Origin of the sequence: Neisseria sp. KEM232, assembly GCF_002237445.1 — a bacterium.
GTDB lineage: Bacteria > Pseudomonadota > Gammaproteobacteria > Burkholderiales > Neisseriaceae > Neisseria.
This window is the reverse complement of record NZ_CP022527.1, coordinates 390,198-414,239: the sequence shown is the minus strand read 5'-3', so window position 1 is coordinate 414,239 and position 24,042 is coordinate 390,198. Positions and strand designations below refer to the sequence as shown.

The 24,042-nt window shown below is 56.4% G+C and carries 25 protein-coding genes and 1 pseudogene; 20 read left to right on the top strand and 6 right to left on the bottom strand.

What is annotated here, in order from left to right; translation table 11 throughout:
* Positions 1 to 48 precede the first annotated feature (48 nt).
* Together CGZ77_RS01955 and galU are read left to right on the top strand one after the other, a co-directional pair.
* Positions 49 to 1,224: pseudogene (locus CGZ77_RS01955) on the top strand (helix-hairpin-helix domain-containing protein); the annotation flags it as partial.
* 69 nt (positions 1,225 to 1,293) lie between these two features.
* The gene (galU, locus tag CGZ77_RS01950; RefSeq protein ID WP_036496813.1) at positions 1,294 to 2,172 is read left to right on the top strand and encodes a UTP--glucose-1-phosphate uridylyltransferase GalU; all 879 of its coding nucleotides are present in this window, start codon (positions 1,294 to 1,296) and stop codon (positions 2,170 to 2,172) included.
* 66 nt (positions 2,173 to 2,238) lie between these two features.
* On the opposite strand, the gene CGZ77_RS01945 is transcribed toward galU, so the two are convergent.
* A complete protein-coding gene (locus CGZ77_RS01945; protein ID WP_009427454.1) occupies positions 2,239 to 2,742 on the bottom strand; it encodes a hypothetical protein in 504 nt (167 codons plus the stop codon).
* A 149-nt stretch (positions 2,743 to 2,891) separates the two neighbouring features.
* Between CGZ77_RS01945 and CGZ77_RS01940 the strand changes: the two genes are divergently transcribed.
* From CGZ77_RS01940 to CGZ77_RS01900, 9 genes are all read left to right on the top strand, one after another.
* Complete coding sequence (locus CGZ77_RS01940) at positions 2,892 to 3,407, top strand: hypothetical protein (protein ID WP_009427453.1); 516 nt, start codon at positions 2,892 to 2,894, stop codon at positions 3,405 to 3,407.
* Between the two features lie 23 nt (positions 3,408 to 3,430).
* Positions 3,431 to 4,093 carry a PspA/IM30 family protein gene (locus CGZ77_RS01935; protein ID WP_094030867.1) on the top strand — a complete coding sequence of 221 codons (663 nt, stop codon included), beginning with the start codon at positions 3,431 to 3,433 and terminating at the stop codon, positions 4,091 to 4,093.
* Between the two features lie 284 nt (positions 4,094 to 4,377).
* On the top strand, positions 4,378 to 4,878 hold the full coding sequence (locus tag CGZ77_RS01930) for a hypothetical protein (RefSeq protein WP_009427450.1): 501 nt from the start codon (positions 4,378 to 4,380) through the stop codon (positions 4,876 to 4,878).
* Between the two features lie 143 nt (positions 4,879 to 5,021).
* Complete coding sequence (locus CGZ77_RS12665; protein ID WP_009427449.1) at positions 5,022 to 5,489, top strand: tetratricopeptide repeat protein; 468 nt, start codon at positions 5,022 to 5,024, stop codon at positions 5,487 to 5,489.
* 270 nt (positions 5,490 to 5,759) lie between these two features.
* Positions 5,760 to 6,608, top strand: a complete 849-nt coding sequence (locus CGZ77_RS01920; protein ID WP_036496809.1) for an SPFH domain-containing protein — start codon at positions 5,760 to 5,762, stop codon at positions 6,606 to 6,608.
* A gap of 111 nt (positions 6,609 to 6,719) precedes the next feature.
* Complete coding sequence (locus CGZ77_RS01915) at positions 6,720 to 7,382, top strand: YqiJ family protein (RefSeq protein WP_009427446.1); 663 nt, start codon at positions 6,720 to 6,722, stop codon at positions 7,380 to 7,382.
* Between the two features lie 212 nt (positions 7,383 to 7,594).
* Positions 7,595 to 9,301 carry a flotillin family protein gene (locus CGZ77_RS01910; RefSeq protein ID WP_094030866.1) on the top strand — a complete coding sequence of 569 codons (1,707 nt, stop codon included), beginning with the start codon at positions 7,595 to 7,597 and terminating at the stop codon, positions 9,299 to 9,301.
* Positions 9,302 to 9,683: 382 nt separating this feature from the next.
* Complete coding sequence (locus CGZ77_RS01905; RefSeq protein WP_009427442.1) at positions 9,684 to 10,034, top strand: DUF485 domain-containing protein; 351 nt, start codon at positions 9,684 to 9,686, stop codon at positions 10,032 to 10,034.
* Positions 10,031 to 11,713 (top strand): cation acetate symporter, encoded by a 1,683-nt coding sequence (locus CGZ77_RS01900; RefSeq protein ID WP_009427441.1) that lies wholly within the window; start codon positions 10,031 to 10,033, stop codon positions 11,711 to 11,713. The genes CGZ77_RS01905 and CGZ77_RS01900 overlap by 4 nt, the downstream gene beginning before the upstream one ends.
* 96 nt (positions 11,714 to 11,809) lie before the next feature.
* Here the strand turns inward: CGZ77_RS01900 and pepN are convergent, their stop codons facing one another.
* Positions 11,810 to 14,431 carry an aminopeptidase N gene (pepN, locus tag CGZ77_RS01895; RefSeq protein WP_009427440.1) on the bottom strand — a complete coding sequence of 874 codons (2,622 nt, stop codon included), beginning with the start codon at positions 14,429 to 14,431 and terminating at the stop codon, positions 11,810 to 11,812.
* A 227-nt stretch (positions 14,432 to 14,658) separates the two neighbouring features.
* Between pepN and CGZ77_RS01890 the strand changes: the two genes are divergently transcribed.
* From CGZ77_RS01890 to cdiI (CGZ77_RS01865), 8 genes are all read left to right on the top strand, one after another.
* Positions 14,659 to 15,642 carry an adhesin gene (locus CGZ77_RS01890; protein WP_094030865.1) on the top strand — a complete coding sequence of 328 codons (984 nt, stop codon included), beginning with the start codon at positions 14,659 to 14,661 and terminating at the stop codon, positions 15,640 to 15,642.
* Positions 15,623 to 17,815, top strand: a complete 2,193-nt coding sequence (locus CGZ77_RS01885) for a MafB family polymorphic toxin (RefSeq protein WP_198344878.1) — start codon at positions 15,623 to 15,625, stop codon at positions 17,813 to 17,815. The genes CGZ77_RS01890 and CGZ77_RS01885 overlap by 20 nt, the downstream gene beginning before the upstream one ends.
* Positions 17,793 to 18,242, top strand: a complete 450-nt coding sequence (gene cdiI / locus CGZ77_RS11925) for a ribonuclease toxin immunity protein CdiI (RefSeq protein WP_157697487.1) — start codon at positions 17,793 to 17,795, stop codon at positions 18,240 to 18,242. The genes CGZ77_RS01885 and cdiI (CGZ77_RS11925) overlap by 23 nt, the downstream gene beginning before the upstream one ends.
* 339 nt (positions 18,243 to 18,581) lie before the next feature.
* Positions 18,582 to 19,154 (top strand): hypothetical protein, encoded by a 573-nt coding sequence (locus CGZ77_RS11920; protein ID WP_157697485.1) that lies wholly within the window; start codon positions 18,582 to 18,584, stop codon positions 19,152 to 19,154.
* Entirely contained in the window at positions 19,154 to 19,663 is a 510-nt protein-coding gene (locus tag CGZ77_RS01875; RefSeq protein ID WP_009427435.1) for a hypothetical protein, read from the top strand. The genes CGZ77_RS11920 and CGZ77_RS01875 overlap by 1 nt, the downstream gene beginning before the upstream one ends.
* Before the next feature lie 282 nt (positions 19,664 to 19,945).
* Positions 19,946 to 20,437 (top strand): hypothetical protein, encoded by a 492-nt coding sequence (locus CGZ77_RS01870; protein ID WP_232504848.1) that lies wholly within the window; start codon positions 19,946 to 19,948, stop codon positions 20,435 to 20,437.
* A gap of 68 nt (positions 20,438 to 20,505) precedes the next feature.
* Positions 20,506 to 20,667 carry a hypothetical protein gene (locus CGZ77_RS11915; RefSeq protein WP_157697484.1) on the top strand — a complete coding sequence of 54 codons (162 nt, stop codon included), beginning with the start codon at positions 20,506 to 20,508 and terminating at the stop codon, positions 20,665 to 20,667.
* The gene (gene cdiI / locus CGZ77_RS01865; RefSeq protein ID WP_094030861.1) at positions 20,651 to 21,088 is read left to right on the top strand and encodes a ribonuclease toxin immunity protein CdiI; all 438 of its coding nucleotides are present in this window, start codon (positions 20,651 to 20,653) and stop codon (positions 21,086 to 21,088) included. Before CGZ77_RS11915 ends, cdiI (CGZ77_RS01865) begins: the two co-directional genes overlap by 17 nt.
* Positions 21,089 to 21,325: 237 nt before the next feature.
* On the opposite strand, the gene CGZ77_RS12725 is transcribed toward cdiI (CGZ77_RS01865), so the two are convergent.
* The gene (locus CGZ77_RS12725; protein WP_009427430.1) at positions 21,326 to 21,544 is read right to left on the bottom strand and encodes a hypothetical protein; all 219 of its coding nucleotides are present in this window, start codon (positions 21,542 to 21,544) and stop codon (positions 21,326 to 21,328) included.
* Positions 21,529 to 22,242 (bottom strand): EamA family transporter RarD, encoded by a 714-nt coding sequence (locus tag CGZ77_RS01860; protein ID WP_369830581.1) that lies wholly within the window; start codon positions 22,240 to 22,242, stop codon positions 21,529 to 21,531. Before CGZ77_RS01860 ends, CGZ77_RS12725 begins: the two co-directional genes overlap by 16 nt.
* Before the next feature lie 254 nt (positions 22,243 to 22,496).
* Here CGZ77_RS01860 and CGZ77_RS01855 point away from each other — a divergent pair, with 254 nt between their 5' ends.
* Positions 22,497 to 22,967 (top strand): Dps family protein, encoded by a 471-nt coding sequence (locus tag CGZ77_RS01855; RefSeq protein WP_094030860.1) that lies wholly within the window; start codon positions 22,497 to 22,499, stop codon positions 22,965 to 22,967.
* Positions 22,968 to 23,068: 101 nt separating this feature from the next.
* Here the strand turns inward: CGZ77_RS01855 and CGZ77_RS01850 are convergent, their stop codons facing one another.
* Both CGZ77_RS01850 and CGZ77_RS01845 read right to left on the bottom strand, forming a co-directional pair.
* A complete protein-coding gene (locus CGZ77_RS01850) occupies positions 23,069 to 23,305 on the bottom strand; it encodes a hypothetical protein (protein WP_232504847.1) in 237 nt (78 codons plus the stop codon).
* A gap of 138 nt (positions 23,306 to 23,443) precedes the next feature.
* Positions 23,444 to 23,983, bottom strand: coding sequence for a DUF4336 domain-containing protein (locus tag CGZ77_RS01845; RefSeq protein ID WP_232504846.1), 540 nt, complete (start codon positions 23,981 to 23,983; stop codon positions 23,444 to 23,446).
* Positions 23,984 to 24,042 lie beyond the last annotated feature (59 nt).

The window sequence follows — 24,042 nt, the reverse complement described above, 5'->3', positions numbered from 1 at the left end:
GGAAATTCCCTCGGGCTGCGGGAGGCTTCGCACTCTGAAAACGGCACGCCGCTTTATCCGCCCTACCGCCTGCCCGCGCAATGCCCCATCTGCCAAAGCCCTGTCGAGCGCGAAGAAGGCGAAGCGGTGGCGCGTTGCAGCGGCGGTATGCTGTGCAGCGCGCAAAGGGCACAGGGTTTGATTCATTTTGCCTCGCGCAAAGCGATGGATATCGACGGTTTGGGGCAGAAACAAATCGAGCAGCTGGTGGCGCAAAACCTCGTGCGCCACTTTGCCGACCTCTACCGTCTCGACGTGCCGACACTGCAAAAAATGAAAGAGGCCGCCGAACAGGCCGAAAGGCCGTCTGAAAACGGCGGGGCAGATTCAGGCGGCCTCACGCAGGCTGTGGGCAAAAGCAAAAAACAGCCGACCAAGTGGGCGGAAAACATCCTCGCCGGCATCGAAGCCAGCAAAACGCCCGACCTCGCCCGTTTCCTGTTTGCCCTCGGCATCCGCCACGTCGGCGAGCGCACCGCCAAAACCCTCGCGCAGGCATTCGGCACACTCGACACTGTGCGCCGCGCCCCCGAGCCCGTACTTGCCTGTCTGCCCGACATCGGCGAAGTCGTCGCCCGCTCCGTTGCCCACTTTTTTGCCCAAGACGCACAGCAGGCGATGATAGACGAATTACTCTCCGCAGGCGTTGCGCCCAAAGAGCAAGCCGTCAGCCTGCGCGCGGCCGACTACGCCAAGCCGCAACGCTGGCTCGCCCGTTTACCCGGTTTCAAAATCAGCGAAACCAAAGCCCAAGCCCTGTGGGAACTCGCGGGCAAAAACGCCGACGCGCTGTTTACCGACCAAGCCCTAAGTGCCGACTGGCAGGCATGGCGCAGCGTGCCGCACAACGAAAAACTGCTGCGGCACACCGTTGCCTTTTTAAACGAATTGGCCGACAGGCCGTCTGAAAACACGGAGGGCGGCGCAAACGGCGTTTCAGACGGCCTCAACGAGTCCGTAGCGGGCAAAACCTTCGTCCTCACTGGCACCCTGCCCACGCTCAAACGCGATGCAGCCCAAGCCATGATTGAAGCCGCAGGCGGCAAAGTCTCCGGCAGCGTGTCGAAAAAAACCGACTACGTCGTTGCCGGAGAAGCCGCTGGCAGCAAACTGGAAAAAGCCAACGCACTGGGCGTGGCCGTATTGGACGAAGCTGCGCTTCTGGCCATGCTCGGCCAAGCCTGACAACAATAAAGGCCGTCTGAAAACGGTTTTTCAGACAGCCTTTGCGCGGAAAATATGAAAAGGAAAACCATGAGCCACAAACCGATTAAAAAAGCCGTTTTCCCTGTCGCGGGCATGGGCACACGCTTTCTGCCCGCCACCAAGGCCAGCCCGAAAGAAATGCTGCCCATCGTCGACAAGCCCCTGATCCAATACGCCGTCGAAGAAGCGATTGACGCGGGCTGCACGGAAATGGTGTTCGTCACCGGCCGCAACAAACGCAGCATCGAAGACCATTTCGACAAAGCCTACGAACTCGAAACCGAGCTGGCAATGCGCCACAAAGACAAGCTGCTCGAACACGTGCGCGACATTCTGCCGCCCGATATCACCTGCCTCTACATCCGCCAGGCCGAAGCACTCGGCCTTGGCCACGCCGTCTTGTGCGCCCGCGCCGCCGTGAACGACGAACCCTTTGCCGTTATCCTCGCCGACGACCTGATTGATGCCCCGCAAGGCGCGTTGAAACAAATGGTCGACATCTACAAGCAGAGCGGCAACAGCGTCTTGGGCGTGGAAACCGTCGATCCCGCGCAAACCGGCTCCTACGGCATCGTCGAAGTGGAAAAACTGAAAAATTTCCAACGCATCACCAACATCGTCGAAAAACCCAAGCCCGCAGAAGCCCCGTCCAATCTCGCCGTGGTCGGCCGCTACATCCTCACCCCGCGCATTTTCGACCTGCTCACCAACCTGCCGCGCGGCGCGGGCGGCGAAATCCAGCTCACCGACGGCATCGCCCGCCTGCTCGATCACGAATTCGTCCTCGCCCACGCCTTTGAGGGCAAACGCTACGACTGCGGCAGCAAACTCGGCTACCTCGAAGCCACCCTTGCCTACGGCCTCAAACACCCCGAAACGGGCGCGGCCTTCCGCGAACTGTTGCAACGGTACGCGCAACAACCATAGCCCCGACCTGTAAAAAGGCCGTCTGAAAACCCTAATCCAAGGTTTTCAGACGGCCTTTTTGTATTGCTAAACCTCGACCGTTCGGCGCAGACGGCGGCGAAACAGAAAATCGGCAACCGCGTATACGGCGAAGACAAGAACGAAAGCCGCACCCGCGTGGAGGAAGGTGAACAGCTTGAAATACAGCGGCACGACGCGGCCGTTTTCGAGGCGGTAGCGCGTGGTTATCGTCCAGCCGCCGCCGCGGTCGGTCATTTGGTAGGTGTCGCCGCCGAGGACGCACAGCCTCATTTCCCGTTCGCGCCAGTCGCGGCAGACTGGTTCGGCAGAGGGCGAACCCGGCGGCAGGGTACACGGTTCGGCTTTCGCGCCCAAAGGCTCGGCGCGGCAGCCGCCCCGGCCGTCGGCTGCGGCGAAACGGAAACTTTGGTGTGGCGCGTCGCCCGCCGCGTAATGCTCGCCGGGTAGTTCGGACAAGCCGTAAGCAAGCGTCCACAGCAAAGGAAAAAACAGTAAAAATTGCAGCAGCCGCCACCAAAGCGGCAGCCGCATGCGCGGGGTGCGGGGCATGGTTGGCTTTCGGTTTGAAAAATGCGGCGATGATAGCAGAGCAGGCGGAGCAAAACGCCTTTACATAAAAAAACACAGCTGCCGGTTGCGCTTTGCAAACGGATTTTGTATATTCGTATTCAAATGAATACGAAAAGAGTATTTTGAATATGAATACAACCAACCGTATCCCCGTTAGTGTACGGATTAGCCAGGAAGACGCTGATTTTATTGCAGAGTTAAAAATCGAAGGCGCGAATACGCCGTCGGAAAAAATCCGCGAATTATTGAAGCAGGCCAGGCTGGCGCACACGCAGACGCGCAGCTATGAATCCGCGCTTACGGCGCAGGAGCAGTTTTTTCAGGCTGCCAGGCGCAACGTGTTGAACGCCGAAAAACAGGCGGGCGTGCATTCGCATATCGTTGCGCGCTTGTTTGAACAACTGCCCGATTTGGCCGCCACGCTGGCCGCCGACCTGCCCGAAGAGGCCGCGCAGCCCGATTTGCAGAAATACGAGCGCGAGCTGATGTGGCGCATCGTGCGCCTGACCGACAGCATTTTGCAGCTTGCCGTAACCGGCAAGGGCGCGGCCTACGACGATGCCGTGTTGCAACAGCTTGAAAACACTTTGAAACTGGCCGATATCGTGCGCCGTGCGTCTGAGGTTGGCGCAGAGGCCGTCTGAAACCCGAAACGAAAGGAAACAAAATGAGCGAAACCCTGTCCCGCCGTGTCGGCCGCCTGGTGAGCGGCGGCTTCCACGCCCTGATTGACGCTGCCGAAAACCTGGCGCCCGAAGCGGTGATGAACGAGAGCGTGCGCGAAATCGAGCGCGCCATTGACGAAGTACGCGCCGAGTTGGGTAAAGTGCTGGCGCAAAAACATCTGGCCGCCAAAAAAATGGCCGATGAGAGCAACCGCCACGAAGCGCTGTCCGACCAAATCCGCGCCGCCGTGTCCGCCGCGCGCGACGATTTGGCCGAAAGCGGCATCGCCGAGCAGATGGACATCGAAGCGCGTTTGCCGGTGCTCGAAAACACCATCGCCGACTGCGCCGCGCAAGAAAAAGAACTCGAAGGCTTTATCGCCGCGCTGCAGGCCAAAAAACGCGAAATGCAGCAGCAGCTTCAAGACTGGCGCGCCGCGCAGCAAAGCGCGGCAGCCGACGGCGGCGCAGGCGGCAGCGGCCTGGAGCGCATCGCCCGCAACGCCGAAAAAAGCGGCAACGCCTTCGACCGTGTGATGGGCAGACAAAACGCCGTACACAGCGGCAGCGACGCGGCGCAGCTGGCCAAGTTGAAAGAATTGGAAGACCTGAGCCGCAGTAACCGCATCGCCGAACGGCTGGCGGCTTTGAAGGCGCAGAAGTGAGTGCGGTAGGTTGGATTCTTGAATCCGACAAGCGCACGAAGCGGCTTTCAGACGGCCTTTCAGGCTGCTTGGCAAAGGCCGTCTGAAAATAAAACTGCCGTCATTCCCGCGCAGGCGGGAATCTTTTGCGGGCTTCGGCAAACGGCAGAAAAAAACGCCATCACCCAAGCTGAAAAAAGATTCCCGCCTGCGCGGGAATGACGAAATATAGAGCTTTCAGACAGCCTGAAAGACCCCAAGCTGCCTGAAAAGAAAACCCCGCCCCGATTATTGGAAAGAAAACCATGTCCCAGCCCGAAACCCCGCTTGCCGAACTGCAGGCCGCCGCGCAAAACGGCAGCCGTCCGCTGACTTGGCGTAAAACCGTTTCCCTAAGCGATGCCGATCGAAAATCGGTGAACATCATGCGTTTCGGCATGCTTGCTTCGTGTTTTACCGTGCCGCTGTCGGTTCTGTTTCTGCACCGGATGCTGCCCGATTTGTTTTTCCACCGCGACGGCACGTTCAAAGCCGCCAACGCGCTGCCGTTTTTGCTGATGGCGGTGTCGATGGGAATGTTTGCCCTGTGGATGCTCAAGCGCATCAACAGCGTTCTGACTGCCGGCCGCGCCCTTGCCGTTTTTACGCTGGATTGGAAAAAGCGCAGTCTGACAATGCACGGCTTCGGCGGCTTCGGCGGACGCATTGACCCCGCACACGCCGACTGGGCGCAGATTCTGCCCGACGGCCGCCCCGAGCAGCGCGAACGCCTGCAACAGCGCATCCGCCAACTGCTGGCGCGCTAGGGCAGCCTGAAAGGCCGTCTGAAAGCCACAGGCTGCAACAAAGTTAAAAACCGGCAGCGCGGATTTTTCCCTGCGGGAAAACGTCGGATTCGAGAATTTGATCTACGCAAATCCGAAGGCCGTCTGAAGAAAGAAACGACGCGATGAAACGCAACAACGACAATGCCCTGACCGCGCCGCTGCTGGCGATGATGGTTGTGCTGGCCGCCGCCACCGCGCTGGTGTGGCTGGTGCAGCAGGCCGATGAGCGCGGCGGTTGGCAGAATGCCGCGCCGTTTGGCAAATTGTTTGCCAAGTCCGAAGCCGAGCCGCCGCCTGCGGAAATTGTCCGCCGTGCCGAAGCGGGCGAAGCCGAAGCGCAGTATCAGGCAGGCGGCCACTATATGCGGCAAAACCGTTGGGATTTGGCGGTGCCGTGGTATGAAAAAGCCGCCGCGCAGGGGCACGCCAAGGCGCAGAACAATCTGGGCGTGGCCTATGCCGAAGGGCGCGGTGTGCCCGCCGATCCGCAAAAAGGCTGCCGCCTGATGGCAGCGGCGCAGCAGCAGCTTAATACCGACAACGGCCGCGAAAACGCCGCCATGTGCCGGGAAGAATTGGAAAAACACTGATTCGCGTCAGTTCCGTAGGCCGGATTCTTGAATCCGACAAACACCCGAAGCGGCTTTCAGACTGCCTGAAATAACCCAAAGGCCGTCTGAAAACCACAGGCTTCAGCAAAGTTAAAACCGGCAGCGCGGATTTTTCCCTGTGGGAAAACGTCGGATTCGAGAATCCGACCTACGCAAATCCGAAGGCCGTCTGAAACTGAAACCTGCCCGTTCAGGCAGCCTGAAAGCAGCCTGAAATCCCGTTCCGCCATTTATCAAGGAGACCCCGCCATGAATCAAACCAGCAGCAGACACAATATGTTTTATCTCAACGGCTGGCTTGCCGCCGCCATGCTGGCCGCTGCCGCCGTACTGATTGCCATGGCGCTGTTTTCCACCGTCGGCATGCTGGCCGCGCCGCTGTTTGTTTTTATCGTGCTGGCGGCAAGCGGCTTCCGTATCGTCCAGCCCAACACCGCGCTGGTGAGCACCTGTTTCGGCCGTTATTCCGGCATTCTGTCCGAGAGCGGGTTTTTCTGGATTATCCCGCTGATTTACCAAACCCAAAGCGTTTCCCTGCGCTCGGGCAACTACGTTACCCCCACGCTGAAAGTGAACGACGCCGCCGGTACGCCGATTGAAATCGCCGCCGCCATCGTTTACCACATCAGCAACCCCGCCGCCGCCGTGCTCGATGTGGAAAACGTCCACGATTTTATGCAGGTGCAGAGTGAGTCCGCCCTGCGCGCGCTGGCCACCCACCACCCCTACGCCGCTGAAGATACCGAAAGCCTGACCCGCCATTCCGAGCATATTCTCGAGCAGTTCCGCGACATGGTGCAGGAGCGCGTCGAACGCGCCGGCATCAGCATCGACGAAGCCCGCTTCACCCATCTGGCCTACGCGCCCGAAATCGCCCAAGCCATGTTGAGAAAACAGCAGGCCGAAGCCGTTATCGCCGCCCGCTACGCGCTGGTGCGCGGCGCCATCGGCATGGTGGAAGGCACCGTCCGCCAGCTCGAGCAGCGCGATATCGTGAAAATGAGCGACAGCGAAAAAGCCAAGCTGGTAACCAATATGATGACCGTGCTGCTTTCCGAAGAAAACGCTGCGCCGGTGTTGAATGTGAGCGGCGATTGAGCAGACGTAGGTCGGATTCTTGAATCCGACAAACACACGAAGCCGCTTTCAGGCTGCCTGAAAAACCCAAAGGCCGTCTGAACGCCCCCAAACCCATAAAGGAAACCGCCGATGTGGAATCTGATTACCGCTCCCGAAACCGAAATCTTCGGCATTGCCCTGGCGCTGATGCTGCTGCTCGGTGCGCTCGAAATCCTGTCGATGCTGTTGGGCGGCGCGAGCGAGTGGCTGGACAACCTGCTGCCCGACAGCCTGGCCGACAGCGCCCACGCCGAAGTGGGGCTGGACGCGGCCGACGGCGTGGTGGTGCGGTTTTTAAGCTGGCTGTATGTCGGCAAAGTGCCGGTATTGATGCTCTTAGTGGTGTTTCTCGCTGTGTACGGTTTGGCGGGCTATGCGTTTCAAACGGCCTTTGCCGCCGTGTTCGGCGCGTATTTGAACGGCACGCTGGCTGCCGTCGCCGTATGGTTTCTTTCGCTGCCGCTGGTGCGCGCCACCGCAGGCGGGTTGTACAAAATCCTGCCCAAAGACGAAACCACCGCCGTATCGCAAGACACGCTAATCGGCCGCGTCGGCGTGATTGTGATCGGCCAAGCCCGCACCGGCAGCCCTGCCCAAGTGCGCGTGAAAGACGGCTTCGGCCAAACGCATTATGTGATGGCCGAAGCCGACGGCAGCCAACCGCTGCAACAGGGCGAAGCGGTATTGCTGGTGTCGCTCTCGGGCAATACCTTTAAAGCAATTGCCAATCCCAGCGGCAGCTTAGTGGATTAGGCCGTCTGAAAGCCCGTAGGTCGGATTCTCGAATCCGACAACCGCCAAACGGCAAGTATTTGAAAAAACGTCGGATACAAGTATCCGATCGACGAAGCAACAGCCATCAACACCAACCCCGCCAAACCCTTTTTTCAGACGGCCTTCAAAACAAGGCAGCCTGAACCCCGCCGCCGCAAGGCATTTTGACAACCGCAACAAAAGGAAAACCCATGACTTTAGTTTCCATCGGCATCATTGCCGGCGTTATTCTCGCCGCCCTGTTTGTGCTCGGCCTGATACTCACCCGTCTCTACCGCCGCGCCAGCAAGGAAGTGTCGTTTGTGCGCACGGGCTTTGGCGGCGAAAAAGTGATTATGAACGGCGGCGCGATGGTGTTGCCCGTATTGCACGAAATTATCCCCGTCAACATGAACACGCTGCGGCTGGAAGTGCGCCGCGCGGCGCAGCAGGCGTTGATTACGCGCGACCGTATGCGCGTGGACGTGATGGCCGAGTTTTATGTGCGCGTCAAACCCAGCGCCGAGAGCATCGCCACCGCCGCGCAGACTTTGGGCATGAAAACCATGTCGCCCGACGAGTTGAAAGATTTGGTCGAAGGCAAATTCGTCGATGCCCTGCGCGCCGTGGCCGCCGAAATGGCGATGGAAGAGCTGCACGAAAAACGTGTTGATTTCGTGCAGAAAGTGCAGCAGGTGGTCAGCGAAGATTTGTTTAAAAACGGCCTGGAATTGGAAACCGTATCGCTCACCGGCCTTGACCAGACCAGCTTCGAGTTTTTCAACCCGCAAAACGCGTTTGACGCCGAAGGCTTGACCAAGCTCACCGAAACCATCGAAGGCCGCCGCAAAAAACGCAACGACATCGAGCAGGAAACCGATTTGGCGATTAAAACCAAAAATCTCGAAGCCGAGCAGCAACGCCTGAAAATCGCCCGCGAAGAAGAATACGCCAAGCTGGAGCAGGAGCGCGAAATCGCCGTGCGCCGCGCCGAGCAGGAGGCGGGCATCGCCGAGCAGGAAGCGGCGAAAAAACGCGAAGCCGAAGAAGCCAAAATCGCCGCCGCGCGCGAAGTGGATTTGAAACGCATCGCCGCCGAGCGCGACATCAAAAACGAAGACATCCGCAAAGCGCAGGCCGTGGAGCAGGCCGAAGTCGAGCGGCGCAAAGCCATCGAGCTGGCCGAGCAGGACAGAGCCATCGCCGTGGCCGAAAAATCCCGCGCCGAATCAGAAGCCAAAGCCGAAGCCGACAAAGCCCGCGCCGCCGCCGTGCGCGAAGAAGAAAGCGTGATTACCGTGCGCGAAACCGAGCGCGCCGAGCGTGCCAAAGCGGTGGAGCTGATTGCCGCCGCCGAAGTCGCCCAGCGCGAAGCCATCGCGGTAACCGTGGCCGCCGAAGCCGAGAAACAGGCCGCGCAGGACAAGGCCGAAGCGCTGCGTATCGCCGCCGAAGCCGAAGCTGAGCAGTTCCGTCTCAAAGCCAAGGGCGAAGCCGATGCCAAAGTGCTGCTGGCGCAGGCGCAGGAGCAGCAGTACAAAGTCGATGCCGAGGGCAAACGCGCGGTAAACGAAGCGGCCAACGTGTTGAGCGTGGAGCAAATCGAGATGCAAATCCGCCTCGCGCTGTTGAAACACCTGCCCGACATCATCCGCGAATCCGTGCGCCCGATGGAAAACATCGACGGCATCAAAATTCTGCAGGTCAACGGCCTGGGTGGCGCGCTTGGCGCGGCGGGCGAGAGCGTTTCAGACGGCCAAACCCAAGGCAGCCTCGCCGACCAAATGGTTAACAGTGCATTGCGCTACCGCAGCCAAGCCCCGCTGGTTGACGGCCTGTTGAAAGAACTCGGCCTCAACGGCAGCGACATCAACGGCCTGACCCAAGGCTTGGACAAAGGCGTGGGCAAAGCGGAGTAAGACCGTACCGCAGGCAGGCTTCGCACGCCGAAACCGCGCCGTAAAATCAGAAACGGCAACGCAAAACCCGATGGTACAAGCCCATCGGGTTTTTGGCCGTCTGAAAGGTTTGTTCACGTTTTTCAGACGGCCTTTTGCCTGCCCGCTTTTCGTTTTTTAACAAAAAACGGCAGCGGAATGGTGAGGCTTGTTTTGAGAAAACAGAAATAAAATCAAAAGGATGTTTGGAAGGTATTTGTGCAGCGGATGCAGGGCATCAGAAAAAAAAATTAGCCTGCGGCGGGCGGGCTTGTTTATAAACCGCGCATGTCGGGACACGGGGCTTTCAGACGGCCTCTTCCGGCAAAAACCCGAAAACTGATATTCAAAGAGGAGCAAACCGATGAGTAAAGCGCAAACTCGAAACCATGCCGCGGAAAAAGAGCGGGCGGCCAAGGTGCTGGCGCATCCGGCCTTCCGTTCGATGGCCAAACAGAAAGCATGGCTGGGCTGGGGCTTTTCCGCCGCTATTTTCGCCGTGTATGTGGCTTTTATCTGGACAATCGGCACGGCGCCGCAGGTACTGGCGGCTAAGGTGAATCCCAACGGGGTAACCACTTGGGGCATCTGGATCGGGATGCTGGTGATTGTGTTTTCGTTTGTGATTACGCTGATCTATGTCTGGCTGGCCAACGGCAAATTTGAAGAAATGACGCAAAAAGCGGTACGCGAAACGCAGGAGGGAGAAAAATGATGGGGAAAAATAAATTTCTGTTTGCCGCTCTGGCGGCTTTGTCTTCGGGTGTCCTGTGGGCTGAGGCGTTCTCGGGCGAGGTGGAGAAGCAGGCGACCAACTGGACGGCTGTGATTATGTTCTTCATCTTCGTGGGCGCGACGCTGTGGATTACCAAATGGGCGGCTAAGCAAAACCGTTCCACCGAAGACTTTTACACCGCCGGCGGCGGCATCACCGGCTTTCAAAACGGGCTGGCGATTGCGGGTGACTATATGTCGGCCGCGTCGTTTCTCGGCATTTCGGCGATGGTGTTCACCACCGGTTACGACGGCCTGATTTATTCCACCGGCTTTCTGGTGGGCTGGCCGCTGGTGCTGTTTTTGGTGGCGGAGCGGCTGCGTAACTTGGGGCAGTTTACCTTTGCCGATGTGGCGGCCTACCGCCTGAAACAAACGCCGGTGCGCCTGTTTGCCGCTTCGGGTTCGCTTCTGGTGGTGATGCTGTATCTCATCGCGCAGGTGGTGGGCGCGGGCAAGCTGATCCAGCTTTTGTTCGGCATGAATTATTTGTCTGCGGTGCTGATTGTCGGCGCGCTGATGGTAGCCTATGTGCTGTTCGGCGGTATGCTGGCGACGACTTGGGTGCAGATGATTAAAGCGGTTTTGCTGCTGGGCGGCGCGACGTTTATGTCGTTTATGGTGCTGTATGCCAGCGGTTTCAGCATGGAGGCGATGTTCCAAAAAGCGGTGGACACCCACAGCCGTGGCGAAGGCATTTTGGCGCCGGGCGGCTTGGTGAAAAACCCGATCGACGCGCTCTCGCTCGGCTTGGCGCTGATGTTCGGTACCGCCGGCCTGCCGCATATCCTGATGCGCTTTTTCACCGTGCCCGATGCCCGCGAAGCGCGCAAATCGGTAGTCGTTGCCACCGGCTTTATCGGCTATTTCTACCTGCTCACCTTTATCATCGGCTTTGGCGCGATTATTTTCCTGACCAATAATCCCGAGTTTTTCAAAGCGGTGGTGAAAGACGGCAAAACTGTGTACGAAATGATCGGCGGCACCAATATGGCGGCGGTGCATTTGTCGGCAGCCGTCGGCGGCAACCTGCTGTTGGGCTTTATTTCCGCCGTGGCCTTCGCCACCATTTTGGCGGTGGTGGCCGGGCTGACCCTGTCGGGTGCATCGGCGGTGAGCCACGATATTTACTCTTCGGTAATCCGCAAAGGCAAAGCTCTGCCGAAAGAAGAAATGCGCGTTTCCCGCGCCGCCACTTTGGGCTTGGGCGTGCTCGCCATCATCTTCGGCATTGCCTTTGAAAACCAAAACGTCGCCTTTATGGTGGGCTTGGCCTTTGCCGTTGCCGCATCCGCCAACTTCCCCGTGCTGATGCTGAGCATGTTCTGGAAAGGGCTGACCACGCGCGGCGCGGTGGCCGGCGGCTTTGCGGGACTCATCGGCGCGCTGGTGCTCATCGTGCTCGGCCCCACCGTGTGGGTGAGCGTGCTGCACAACGAAAGCGCCATCTTCCCTTACGGCAACCCCGCGCTGTTTACCATCCCGCTGGCCTTTGTCGTGTCGTGGATAGTTTCCGTGCTCGACAAATCCGAGCAGGCCGCGCAGGACAAAGCCGGTTTCGACGCCCAATACGTGCGCTCGATGACAGGCATCGGCGCGGCGGAAGCGTCGGATCACTGAGTAACGCGCCACAGAGAAAGCAGCCTTTACGGGCTGCTTTTTTGTTTTCAGACGGCCTTTCGGCACGGCAAAGCCTCTGTGCCTTATTTGTCCAAGCTATTTGTCCAAACTCAAACGGATTTTGCCGACGATTTCGCCGGTTTCCGACGACAGGTTTGCCACGGCGGCGATGCGTTCGAGTTCGCCGCGCATCAGGGCTTGGCGGGCGGGTTCGAGGCGGCGGCAGATGTTGAAGGCGCGGGTGAGGCCGGCGGCCAGCGAGGGGTTGAAGCGGTCGGCTTCGATGATTTTGTCGGCCAAAAAGCGGTAGCCCGAGCCGTCGGCGGCGTGGAAGTGCGGGATGTTGCGGGCAAAACCGCCGATAAGGGCGCGCACTTTGTTGGGGTTTTGCGCGTTGAAGCCGGGGTGGCGCAAGGCCGTCTGAATCTGCGCGGGGGTGTCGGCGCGGCGGGAGGCGGCGATCAGCGAGAAGTATTTGTCCATCGCCAGCGGCTGGTCGGCGAACTTGGCGGCGAAGTTGTCGAGCAGGGTGTCGCGCAGGGGGCTGGGGTTGTGGTTGGCGGCACTGAGAATGCCCCATTCGTGGGTCATGTTTTTCGCCATTTCGGGATAGTTTTGCGCCACCTGTTCGATATGCGCGGGGTCGGCGCGCAGGATAAAGGCGCGGCAGACGTTGCGCAGGGCGCGCCAGCCTGCGGGTTCGGGCGCGTATTCGTAGGGGTTGGGGAACTGTTCTTCCTGCGCGCGGGCTTTTTGGTTGAGGGCGGCGAACTCGTTTTGGAAGGCGGTGGCAATCAGGTCGAGCAGGGCTTCGCGGGCGTGGTGGACGCGCAGGGGATCGATGTTTTCCATGTCCGCCCACAGCTCGGCTTCGGCGGGTACGGCCAGCAGGATGGTGCGGAAGGCGGGGTCGATGTCGGCGGCGAGTACGCGGCCGACGGCTTCGAGCAGGGCGGTGTGCGCGGGCAGCTCTCGGTTTTCGGCGAGGGCGTCGATGTTGGCGGCCACGGCGCGGCGGAACAGGGTTTGTCCGGCTTCCCAGCGGGCGAAGGGGTCGGGGTCGAAAGAGAGCAGCAGGCCGAGGTCGGCATCGGTGTAGGGGTAGCGCAGGTGGACGGGGGCGGAGAGGCCGCGCACGAGCGAGGGCACGGCTGCGGTATCCACGCCGCCGAGGACGAATTCTTCTTCTGCGCGGCTGACGGTTAAGACGGCCTCGGTCAGGGTTTTGCCGCCGTATGTGAAGGTCAGGGACTTGCCCGTGCTGTCGAGCAGGCCGACTTTGAGCGGCATCTGCATGGGCTGTTTGTCGGTCATGTCGGGCGTGGGCGGCACGGTTTGTTTGACCGTGAGCACGAAGTTTCCGTCTTTCAGACGGCCTGTGATATCGAGCGTCGGCGTGCCTGCCTGGCTGTACCAGAGGGCGAACTGCTCGAAATCGAAGCCGTTGGCATCGGCCATTGCGGCGCGGAAATCGTCGCAGGTAACGGCTTGGCCGTCGTGGCGTCGGAAATAGAGCTTCATGCCTTTTTGGAAGCCTTCTTCGCCGAGGAAGGTGTGATACATGCGCACCACTTCCGCGCCTTTTTCATACACGGTCATAGTGTAGAAATTGTTCATGTCCTCATAGCTGGCGGGGCGCACCGGATGCGCCATCGGCCCCGCGTCTTCGGGAAACTGGAACGTCCGCAGGCGGGAAATGTTTTCGATGCGGCGCACGGCGCGGCTTGCACGGTCGGCGGAAAACTCTTGGTCGCGGAACACCGTCAGCCCCTCTTTCAGCGAGAGCTGGAACCAGTCGCGGCAGGTTACGCGGTTGCCCGTCCAGTTGTGGAAATACTCGTGGGCAATCACGGCTTCGACGCGCTCAAAGTCGGCATCGGTGGCGGTGCGGCTGTCGGCCAAAACGCAGGACGTATTAAAAATGTTCAAGCCCTTGTTTTCCATCGCACCCATGTTGAAGTCGCCCACGGCTACAACCATGTAGATGTCCAAATCGTATTCGAGGCCGAAGCGCGTTTCGTCCCACTTCATCGCGTGTTTCAGTGACTCGATGCCGAAGCCCACCTTGCCTGCGTCTTCCTTGCGGGTGAAAAACTCAATCGCCACTTCGCGGCCGCTGCGGGTAACGAAACGGTCGGCCGTGCAGACCAAGTCGCCCGCAACCAAAGCGAAAAGATAGCTCGGTTTTTTAAACGGGTCTTGCCATTTTGCCCAATGGCGGCCGTCTGCAAGCTCGCCGCCGTCGGTTTTGTTGCCGTTGGACAGTAGCACGGGATAGCGTTTTTTATCGGCGGCAATGGTGGTGGTAAACGCCGCCATCACGTCGGGACGGTCGGGGTAAAACGTGATTTTGCGGAAGCCCTCGGGCTCGCATTGTGTGTAAAGATTGCCGCCGCTTTCATACAGACCCATCAACGTTTTGTTTTCAGACGGCCGCACGCGGGTAACGGTTTCCACGGTGAAGCTGCCCGCAGGCGGCGCGGTGACGGTTAGCTTTTCGTTTTCGAGAACATAGGCGGCATCCGCGCCGTTGATTTTGAAGGAAACGAGTTCGGCCGAGCCGTCGAGCACCAGCGGCGAACCCGCGCGTTCGGTGTGCACGGACAGGCGGGCGGTGATTTCGGTGTAATCGTCGCCGATGTCGAAGGTTAAATCGGTTTGCGAAACGGAATGGGCGGGGGCTTGGTAGTCTTTCAGATAATGGACGGTTTTGCTCATGGCGGCGGGCTCTCGTGCGTAAGTTGCAAAAAGTGCGCATTTTAGCCCTTCTGCGGCGCGGCATAAAGGCAAAAGGCCGTCTGAAAGCCCGTTTTCGGGGTTTCAGACGGCCTTTAATTATTCCGTTTACAAACCCATACGGAATAAATAGAATCCGAATCTTTACTAAAAACGATACGTTTCTGCCTAAAGAATTACACAACAGATTTATTTGTAAAGGATAAAAAATGCACTGCAAACTTTTGCTTTCCGCCGCAGCTTCCCTGCTGCTCTCCGCCTGCGGCACACTCACCGGCATTCCCGCCCACGGCGGCGGCAAACGCTTTGCCGTCGAACAAGAGCTGGTCGCCGCCTCCGCCCGTGCGGCGGTAAAAGAAATGGATCTCGCCGCATTGCAGGGACGCAGGACGGCCGTCCACATCTCCGCCATGGGTGACCAGGGCTCGGGCAGCATGACCGGCGGCAGATATTCCATCGACGCCCTGATACGCGGCGAATACGCCAACAGCCCCGACACCCGCACCGACCACACCTATCCGAGCTACCAAACCCGCGCCGACACTTCGGCAAGCGGCCTTGACAGCACCACCCGTTCCCTTTCCGTGCTCAACGCCCCCGCACACAGCCTCACCCGCTCGCGCGGCGCCGGCAGCAGCGGCAACCTCGGCCTCGGCATCAACGGCTTGGGCGGCTACCGCAACGAAACCCTCACCACCAACCCGCGCGATGCCGCCTACCTCAGCGGCCTCGTGCAGACCGTCTTTTTCCTGCGCGGCCTCGATATCGTCCCCGCCGAAGCGGCAGACACCGACGTATTCGTCAATGTCGACGTATTCGGCACCATCCGCAGCCGCACCGAACTGCACCTCTACAACGCCGAAACCCTGCGCGCGCAAACCAAGCTCGAATATTTTGCCGTCGACAGAAAAACCGGCCGCATCGTCATTCCCCCGAAAACTTCCGCCTACGAAGCCGCCTATCAGGAGAAATACACCCTGTGGATGGGGCCGTACAGCGTGAAGAAAAACGTCAAAGCTTCAGACGGCCTGATGGTCGGCTTCTCCGACATCACCCCCTACGGCAAGTACGAAAACGGCACCCCCCCGTCCTATCCGCAGAATGCGAAAGCAGAAGACGCGGCCGAAGGCACAGGCGCAGCCGACAATGCCACCCTGCGCAAACGGGAGACAAATGATGAAAACCGCCCTTAAACAAAAACTGGCCGCCATCCTGCTTGCAGCCTCCGCCCTGTTCGGCGCAGCCGCGCAGGCAACGGCACAGCCGTTGGCAACCGATCCCGCCATACTCAAACTCGTCGATAAAAAAAGCTACGAACCGGGCGGAAAAAACCACCTGTTCGGCGGCGCACGCGGCAACGTGAGAGAGCGCCACGGCAATCTCGGCATTATTGCCTCATCTTCCATGCGGGCGGGGAATATCGAGACCGAGTATGTCAGCTTCGGCGGCCACTACGGCTACGAAACCCGCTTCCGCAGCCATCCCTGGCAGGATCACTCCCCGTTTGACCATAGCGCGGTGCGCAACGGCGGGAATAAAGGAGCGGCTGCGGCCGACGGCTACGGCGCAGCCAACTATGTGTACAGCATCAGCGGCTCAATGGTGCATCCTGCCGATGGCTACGACGGTGCAGCGGGCGGCGGCTATCCCGCCCCCACAGGCGCGCGCGATGTTTACAGCTACTCCGTCAGCGGTACAGCCAGCCGCAGCCGCCTGGTCGAGCCCGAAAAAGCCCCCTGTTTTGCCGGCGCCTGCCAGCCCTCGGTCGAGCCGGGGCTAGGCGCGGAGAAACGGCGGGAGCAGACGGAAAACGCCCTGCCCGATGGCATGCGCGCAGAGGCTGATGCGGCAGCAGCGGCAAGGGGTGTTGCCCAAGCGGAAAGACTGCTCCGCGACTATCACATCGACGGTGTCAAATTAGGCTTCTCTTATGACGACCTGATTAAAATGGGCTACGGCATGCCGCCCGAAGCGCTTGCCGTAGCGAAAGGCGCAAGCCTCACACGCAAACATCCCGACGAATATGTACAGGCAGTCAGTCAGGGATTAAACCGGCTGGAACGGTACGAATCGGAGCAGGGGCAGAAGCTGATAGAGTCTGGAACAAGGGAAATAGACCTTATCTTCCGCCCGTTTGATCCCGCCCTCAGCTGGAAAGGCAATACGGCAAACAAAACGGCCGCAGCCCTGCGCGGCTTTAACCACATTGCCAACTATGCCGGCGATGCCTCAGGCATCAATCCGCTCTTCGGAGCTGCATGGAATACCGTCGTTCCCGACGATGTATCGCAGAGCATCGGCAATCAAATCGGGCAAGTCAAAAACGACATGAACAACTGGGCAGGCAGCGACGCCGAAAAACAGGCCTATGTCGCCCTTGCCCTTGCCGGTACCGAAACAGCCGCCAATGTTGTGCCCGGCCGCTTCGGCAAAGGCAAAATTCCCCATGCCGGAAAAGGCAGAAGCCCGCACGGCGACATACCGCACGGCGGATCGGGGTCGCCCCACGGCGGCAACCCGCACCCGAACCGCGGCAGCCCGCATGGCGAAAACCACAGCAAGCCGCACGGCAGTAACCCACACAGCAGCGGCAACCCGCACGGCAATCCGTCCGCCTCCCTGCATCCCGGCCACTCCGGCGGCCACACCGCACTGCCGAACCGCAGACCCGGTATCCCGCACACCCACGGCGGCCATTACGGCAGCCGCCCGTCGGCGGGACACGGCAGCCACAACGGCGGCAATCCGTCAGGAAACTACAACGGCACAGTCAGCATCCATAACGATGGTTCTGGCGGTAGTTTCAACGGAGACGGAGCAGGCAATGGCGGCAAGGGTGGCGATGGCAAGGGCACTCCCCCGCCGCCGCCCGATATTAGGTTTAACCCTGATTTGGAACGCCATCTGGCCAATGTGGATGGTGTCGATAGAAACGGTATCAAAGGCGGGCACAATCAGGATAACTTTATGAAAGAGCTGGAAAGACTGGCGGCACTCGACCCCCATGGGAAAATGACCGTTGAAGATCTAATTAGTAGAAAAGAATTATCGGATATAGATGGTATTTCTCATATTTATTATAGGGTTCCAATCTACAATCATAAGAAGGAGGTTGTTGGATATAAAGATATTAAAATTCCAAAAACAGTTTATGATCCTGCTAAAATTTCCGATGAGCAAATGGTAGAGATGGGTAAACAAGCTGCATTAAAAAAATATGAAGAAACTATGCGGATGAATAAGCAGGAGTTTTCTTCGGAGTTTAATGGGATAGACTTTTATGGTTATATGGATTATATAAAAGATGATTTTGGCATTAAACAAAATACAGGAGTAATAAAACATGTCTTTCCTACAAAAAAATAATTGTTATGTGCCATTTGGGAGGGAACAAGATAAAGTTGATTTTCTATTTCCTAAAAATAGAATTAGTAATGATCCTAAAGAAGAAGCTGCATCGCAACTTTTTAATCATGCATATTTTTTTGGTGACTTTTTAGATCTTATTGTGAATATTATGAAAAATTATGATAGTTATGCACATGAATACACTTCTGCTAATTATCCTGATTGGAATGACCCTTCTTCAAAATACCATTTTGAAGAGGGTATGATACGAATTGATAACTGTGATGATGAAGGGGATTGGGTTGATATTACCGAACGCCAATTCTTCCGATATGCCAAAGAAGCCTGTCTGCGTTTTATCGAACTTCACCCAGAGCATCGTGATTTTGTCATGAATATTGTCGACAACTGGAAACCCAAATACCCCGACAAATTCCCTGATTAAACTCCGTATCACAGAGGCCGTCTGAAAATCCCCAATCGGTTTCAGACGGCCTTTAAACCGTAAGCGCGCTACGCTTAAACCGTCTGTATCCGCATCGGCAATCCGTCCGCCTCCCTGCATCCCGGCCACTCCGGCGGCCACACCGCACTGCCGAACCGCAGACCCGGTATCCCGTACACCCACGGCGGCCATTACGGCAGCCGCCCGTCGGCAGGACACGGCAGCCACAACGGCGGCAACAGCAGCAGCGGCAATCCGTCAGGAAACTACGGCGGTGCGGGCGGCATCCATAACGATGGTTTGAGTGGCAATAACGGTGGCAATGGCGCTGGTAATGGATTGGGAAACCATGATGGAGGGCATCCGCGCGATGGAGACTATTTTGAAACCAATGTGCCTAATATTCGTGTTAAAGGGCTTTCTGAGGTTAAAGGAACATCTATTGATGTGGATGCTTTAAGGCATGAATTAACTTTTTGGGTGGCTTCAAATAATACTAGAGATATTAGTATTGCTGCTGCGCGAGTAACTATTAATGGAGAAACCAAGCATTATTTGGGTGTTAGTGGCTCAAGTTGGAAAGGTAATTCTCCTGATGAAGTAACAATAAATAATGTTGAATATGAAGTTATTAGGCGTGATAGTGGTTCGCTTGGTACAGCAGAAAATGGTAAAAAATCTGCTGAAAACTTCAATCATGCTGAAATAAAATTAGCTAGCCACATTAATGAAACCTATGGTGGTACTAATGCTAAGGTAGAGATTGCTGTACAAAATACATCTCGCGATAAGCTGGGAGCTTGCGAATATTGCAGAGGTGCAAAAGGTGAGACACCCATCAGTATACTGGGTAAGCTAAATCAAGAAATGGATATAACTTTTTACCACGGATCAACGGGAGTGAACCCTTAATGAGTAGCTACAAATTTATCAGCACGTTACAAAAACTGGTAGATAATAATCCTTATGTTATTGGTTACAGTATTCATGAATTAAAAAAAATTGAATCTTTATACAATATCAATATACAAGGGCAATTTCGGGAATTTATGCTGTTAGCTGGCCGTTGCTCAGGAGGAGTCGTTGGTGATGACCCAATTATCCTATATAGGCCAGCATGGGATGTTAGAACGCAAATATTATTCCAAATAAAACTTCTGGATTTCTTGCTAAATGCAAGAGCATATAAATATGTAGGAAAAAGTGCTAAAACATTCTGTTTTTCTTGGGAAAATGAGAGTAGATATTACTATCTGATTACAGAACATAACGATAATTTAGTTTATTGCTATGATGAAAATGAAGAAAGCGTTGAATGTACGTGCTTGACTCTTTTCGAGTATCTAGATCATATGTATGAAGAAGAATCTAAAAAAGAGCATGTTATCTGCCGTGGCGAACTCTTGGAAATCTTTGTCTAAATAAGCTAAGCATAGGCTGGCTTTAGCCCTAACTTTCAGGTTGATCCGGAGTCTGGTTTGTTAGATCGTTTTCCAACCTATAGTTGTTTACGGCGGAAGTAACGCCAAAGTAGAAATTTCTGCACAAAATACATCAAAAAGTAGTGCGGGTGTTTGCGAACGATGTCAAGGAGAAAAAGGAGGTGTTCCCATTAGTAGATTGGGTATGCAAAACCCTGATATGGATATAACTATTTATCATGGAACAACAGGAGTGAATCCATAATGGACAATAGCAGAGTAATGAACTTAATCAAACAACGTCAATCTGAACTGGGTAATGTAGTTGGCTATACTGAATATGAGCTTAAGAAGATTGAAGCGCTATACAATGTCAGTATAAATGGAGAATTTAGAGATTTTATGCTGTTAGCCGGAAGATGCTCAGGGGGGGGTTTGAATGACGATCCCATCATTTTATATCGATCCTATTGGAGTGTGCGTACGCAAATTATGTTTCAGGCGAAACTGTTTGATGAATTACAAGGTATTGGTGCATTTGATTTTTTAGGAAAAATATTTTGCTTTTCTTTAGAGGGTGAAACTCAATACTATTTCTTAATAACAAAAAAAATGAATAATTTAGTATATCATTATAATGAAAACATAGAAAAAGTGAGGTGTACTAATTTAAGTTTTTTTGAATATCTTGATGAGGTATACAAAGAGTATGAAGAGAATCGGAATAGAGAGAGAATTATTTGTTGTGGAGAACTCTTGGAAATTTTTGTCTGAATAAATAGACATCAAGCCTCAAAACCGTTTACGATCCTGCAAAGTATTCGGACAAGGAAATGTTTGAGATGGCGAAGAAAGCGGCTGAGAAAGGGTATGAAGAAGCAATGAACAAAGTAGGCTGTATGCATAATGTAGAGTTTAATGGAATTAAATTCATAATGTATATGGGGATTAATCCAAGAACAAAATTAAAAACAGGAGTAATTGAAAATGTTCATCCAGAATAAACTTACTTATAAAAAAACAAATATATTAAACTATAAACTTATTGAGTTTAATGAAATGCCCAGTTTTTTAGAAATTACCATTATAGAATACCTTAATCGTATCTATTTGGATGGATATTTTTTACAAGCTATACAGAAACTAATGCAGCAATATGGTGATTTTTCTATTGAAGGTTGTTACGGATATTATCCAGATTGGGAAAGCCCTTATCGGGAGATGCATTTTCATAATGGCTTAGTATGTTTTGCTGTTTGTTATGATGATGAAGACCATAGGGTATATCTGACCGAACGCCAATTTTTCCGCTATGCCAAAGAAGCCTGTCTGCGTTTTATTGAACTTCACCCAGAGCATCGTGATTTTGTCATGAATATTGTCGACAACTGGAAACCCAAATACCCCGACAAATTCCCTGATTAAACCTGTGGTGGCACGGAGGCCGTCTGAAAATCCCCAATCGGTTTCAGACGGCCTTTAAACCGTAAGCGCGCTACGCTTAAACTGGCTGTATCCGTATCGGTAATCCGTCCGCCTCGCTGCATCCCGGCAACCGACCGTCGGCAGGTTGGAGAGGCAAAAGGCCGTCTGAAAGCCCGTTTTCTGGGTTTCAGACGGCCTTTCGTTTGCCTTTGCCGCCGTATCGGCTTTCAGACGGCCTTATGCCTGCACGGGAGGCTGTCTGAAACTGTTCCAGCCGTGTGCCGCCAGCAGGAGCAGTCCCGCCCAAATCAGGCCGTAGGTGATGTAGGACGAGGGCGGCACGGGCGTGTGCAGCACCAGCACGGCGGCGAGAAAGAGCAGGGCAGGTTCGACGTAGCTCAACATGCCGAACAGGCTCACGGGCAGAAGCTGCCCCGCTTTCAGGCTGGCCGACATCGACAGTGCGCTGAACAGCCCCAGGAGCGGCACCAACAGCCAGTAGCGCAGTTCGGCGGCCAATAGCGCGGTTCGGCGGCCACCAGCGCGGGCGTGTTTCCCGGCGCCAGCAGCCACAGGGCAAACGGTGTCAGCAGCGTCAAATCCAGCGTCAGCCCCTGCAAAGCGGGCGTTTTCATCGCCACGCGGCTGACGTAATACACGGGATAGAGGCCGCACACCCACAGTGTCGCCCACGAAAACGACCCCGCCTCCCACAATTCGTGCGCCACACCCGCGGCCGCGCAGGCGAGGGCGGCGGTTTGCAGGCGGCCGAGCCGCTCCTTGCGCCACAGCCGACCGACCAGCACCATCACCAGCGGAAAGAGGAAATAGCCCGTCGCCACGTTCACGCCCTCGCCGTTGACCGGTGCCCACATAAACAGCCAAAACTGGCTGCCGACGTCGACGGTTCCGATTAGAAACAGCAGTCGCGTTTTCCAGCCGCCGCGCCACAGGCGCAGGGCGAAAGACGCCATCACGCGCGCGCCGACGGCGTAAAGCGCCATCAGCCACAGCCCCGCCGCCATCGCGGGCATCCGCAGCGCGAACACGCCGGTGCCGCTTATCGGCCGCATCCAGTGGCTGAACAGGTAAAGCACGGCAAACAGGATTTGCGAAAGCAGGCACAGGGCAACGCCTTTGGCCAAGGGGGTCATGGGGTTTTCCTTTGACGGGACGGTTTGGGAAAGCGCGATTATAGGCCGTCTGAAAGCGGTCAGGCCGTCTGAAAAACAGTTTTCAGACGGCCTTTCGGATGATTTCGTGTTTTCCCCGCGTGATGCAAGCGGCCGTTTGGGCGACAGGGTGTCAAGTTATGTAATTTATCGGTATTCTCATTTGTGGTATGATGCCGACGGGTTTCACATTCCCGAAAAACCCTTTTTAATCCTTAACCTGAAAGGAAAGCCCCATGAGCATCAACATCGGCATGACCGATTCGCAACGCCAAGCCATTGCCGCCGGACTGTCCAAAGTACTGGCCGACACCTACACCCTTTACCTGAAAACCCACAACTACCACTGGAACGTGCGCGGGCCGATGTTCCACAGCCTGCACGCTATGTTCGAGCAGCAATACAACGAGCTGGCGTTGGCGGTGGACGAAGTGGCCGAGCGCATCCGAGCCTTGGGCGAACTGGCGCCCGGCTCGTACGGCGAGTTTTCCAAGCTCGCCTCGATACCCGAAGGCAACAGCCGCAACGACGCCAAAACCATGATCCGCGAGCTGGTCGAAGGGCAGGAAGCCGTGGTGCGCACCTGCCGCGAGCTGTTTCCCGTCGTCGACGAAGCCAACGACGAACCCACCGCCGACCTCCTAACCACCCGCATGCAGACCCACGAAAAAAACGCCTGGATGCTGCGCGTGTTGCTGGACAACTGATTTTCAGGCTGCCGCAGCATCCCCAAGCAACCTGAAAAAACTCAAGGCCGTCTGAACATGGATTCAGACGGCCTCAACCCTTTCAGACGGCCACTTTCAGCCTAGCATAACCAGCGAAACGCCCGCTCCAATTCGGCGCCGACATCGCGCCCGTAACACCGCCCGTGCGCCAGAATGATTTTTTCAGGCTGCCATGCCAGCATTTGCGCCAGACAGGCGCGGGCGGCGGCTTTGTCGCTGAAGGTGGCGCGCCAATCGGTGGGGGTTTTGCCGTCGGGGTCGGCGATGCCCGCCAGTTTCATCACGCCCGCCCAAAAACGGTTAGGGGCTGCTGACAATCAGCCTTGCGGCGGTGTTTTTGGCAAAAAATACCCGCCTGCCGCGTCAAAAATGTTCGCAAGGTGTCTAACCTTGCTGCGCTTTTTTCCTTGCATTCGGGCATTTTTTACTCAAAAAACCGTCTCGCAAGCTGAATGTCAACAGCCCCTGGGAAAGCGCGCGGTTTCAAAGTTTTCAATCAGGTCGGTCAAAATCAGCGTGCGGCTGGCGCGGTGGAAAAACACGGTTTCGGTCATCACGCGGCTGCCGGCAAACGGCATCTGCGCCAAATCGTCTGCCCATGCGCTTGGTGCGGTATCGCCCAAATCGTCGTCAAACGCGATGGCGATGCCCTGCGCCGCCGCCCGTTCGCGCACGCCAGCACTTGCCCACACCAGTGCCTGCGGATAGCGCGCCTGCCATGCGCTAATGTGGGCGTAGTGGATTTTGTTGGGCGAGACCAAATGCCTTACTTCGCCCAACGCGTCGATTTGCGCGAACAACTCGGGCGTGGGGGCGATGGGCGAGTGGCACCACAAACCGCCGTCCGAGAGCCGCACCACGGTCATGCGCGTGCTGAACGGGATTTTGACGCCGAGCGGAAACGCCATGCGGATTTCGCCGCCGTCGGCAATCCAGATGTTGTCGCCAAAGGGTTTGAGCGTGTTCAGCGGGTGGTAGAGACGGACGGCGGGCATAGGTTGTTCCTTTCAGGCTGTGTTTGGGTTGTTCGTGCAGCGATTATAGTTGAAATGGT

Bases quoted from the DNA above. Each gene is read 5' to 3' on its own strand.
- galU (WP_036496813.1), top strand. From the start codon at position 1,294: ATGAGCCACAAACCGATTAAAAAAGCCGTTTTCCCTGTCGCGGGCATG.
- CGZ77_RS01945 (WP_009427454.1), bottom strand. From the start codon at position 2,742: ATGCCCCGCACCCCGCGCATGCGGCTGCCGCTTTGGTGGCGGCTGCTG.
- CGZ77_RS01940 (WP_009427453.1), top strand. From the start codon at position 2,892: ATGAATACAACCAACCGTATCCCCGTTAGTGTACGGATTAGCCAGGAA.
- CGZ77_RS01935 (WP_094030867.1), top strand. From the start codon at position 3,431: ATGAGCGAAACCCTGTCCCGCCGTGTCGGCCGCCTGGTGAGCGGCGGC.
- CGZ77_RS01930 (WP_009427450.1), top strand. From the start codon at position 4,378: ATGTCCCAGCCCGAAACCCCGCTTGCCGAACTGCAGGCCGCCGCGCAA.
- CGZ77_RS12665 (WP_009427449.1), top strand. From the start codon at position 5,022: ATGAAACGCAACAACGACAATGCCCTGACCGCGCCGCTGCTGGCGATG.
- CGZ77_RS01920 (WP_036496809.1), top strand. From the start codon at position 5,760: ATGAATCAAACCAGCAGCAGACACAATATGTTTTATCTCAACGGCTGG.
- CGZ77_RS01915 (WP_009427446.1), top strand. From the start codon at position 6,720: ATGTGGAATCTGATTACCGCTCCCGAAACCGAAATCTTCGGCATTGCC.
- CGZ77_RS01910 (WP_094030866.1), top strand. From the start codon at position 7,595: ATGACTTTAGTTTCCATCGGCATCATTGCCGGCGTTATTCTCGCCGCC.
- CGZ77_RS01905 (WP_009427442.1), top strand. From the start codon at position 9,684: ATGAGTAAAGCGCAAACTCGAAACCATGCCGCGGAAAAAGAGCGGGCG.
- CGZ77_RS01900 (WP_009427441.1), top strand. From the start codon at position 10,031: ATGATGGGGAAAAATAAATTTCTGTTTGCCGCTCTGGCGGCTTTGTCT.
- pepN (WP_009427440.1), bottom strand. From the start codon at position 14,431: ATGAGCAAAACCGTCCATTATCTGAAAGACTACCAAGCCCCCGCCCAT.
- CGZ77_RS01890 (WP_094030865.1), top strand. From the start codon at position 14,659: ATGCACTGCAAACTTTTGCTTTCCGCCGCAGCTTCCCTGCTGCTCTCC.
- CGZ77_RS01885 (WP_198344878.1), top strand. From the start codon at position 15,623: ATGATGAAAACCGCCCTTAAACAAAAACTGGCCGCCATCCTGCTTGCA.
- cdiI (WP_157697487.1), top strand. From the start codon at position 17,793: ATGTCTTTCCTACAAAAAAATAATTGTTATGTGCCATTTGGGAGGGAA.
- CGZ77_RS01875 (WP_009427435.1), top strand. From the start codon at position 19,154: ATGAGTAGCTACAAATTTATCAGCACGTTACAAAAACTGGTAGATAAT.
- CGZ77_RS01870 (WP_232504848.1), top strand. From the start codon at position 19,946: ATGAACTTAATCAAACAACGTCAATCTGAACTGGGTAATGTAGTTGGC.
- CGZ77_RS11915 (WP_157697484.1), top strand. From the start codon at position 20,506: ATGGCGAAGAAAGCGGCTGAGAAAGGGTATGAAGAAGCAATGAACAAA.
- cdiI (WP_094030861.1), top strand. From the start codon at position 20,651: ATGTTCATCCAGAATAAACTTACTTATAAAAAAACAAATATATTAAAC.
- CGZ77_RS12725 (WP_009427430.1), bottom strand. From the start codon at position 21,544: ATGTCGGCCAGCCTGAAAGCGGGGCAGCTTCTGCCCGTGAGCCTGTTC.
- CGZ77_RS01860 (WP_369830581.1), bottom strand. From the start codon at position 22,242: ATGACCCCCTTGGCCAAAGGCGTTGCCCTGTGCCTGCTTTCGCAAATC.
- CGZ77_RS01855 (WP_094030860.1), top strand. From the start codon at position 22,497: ATGAGCATCAACATCGGCATGACCGATTCGCAACGCCAAGCCATTGCC.
- CGZ77_RS01845 (WP_232504846.1), bottom strand. From the start codon at position 23,983: ATGCCCGCCGTCCGTCTCTACCACCCGCTGAACACGCTCAAACCCTTT.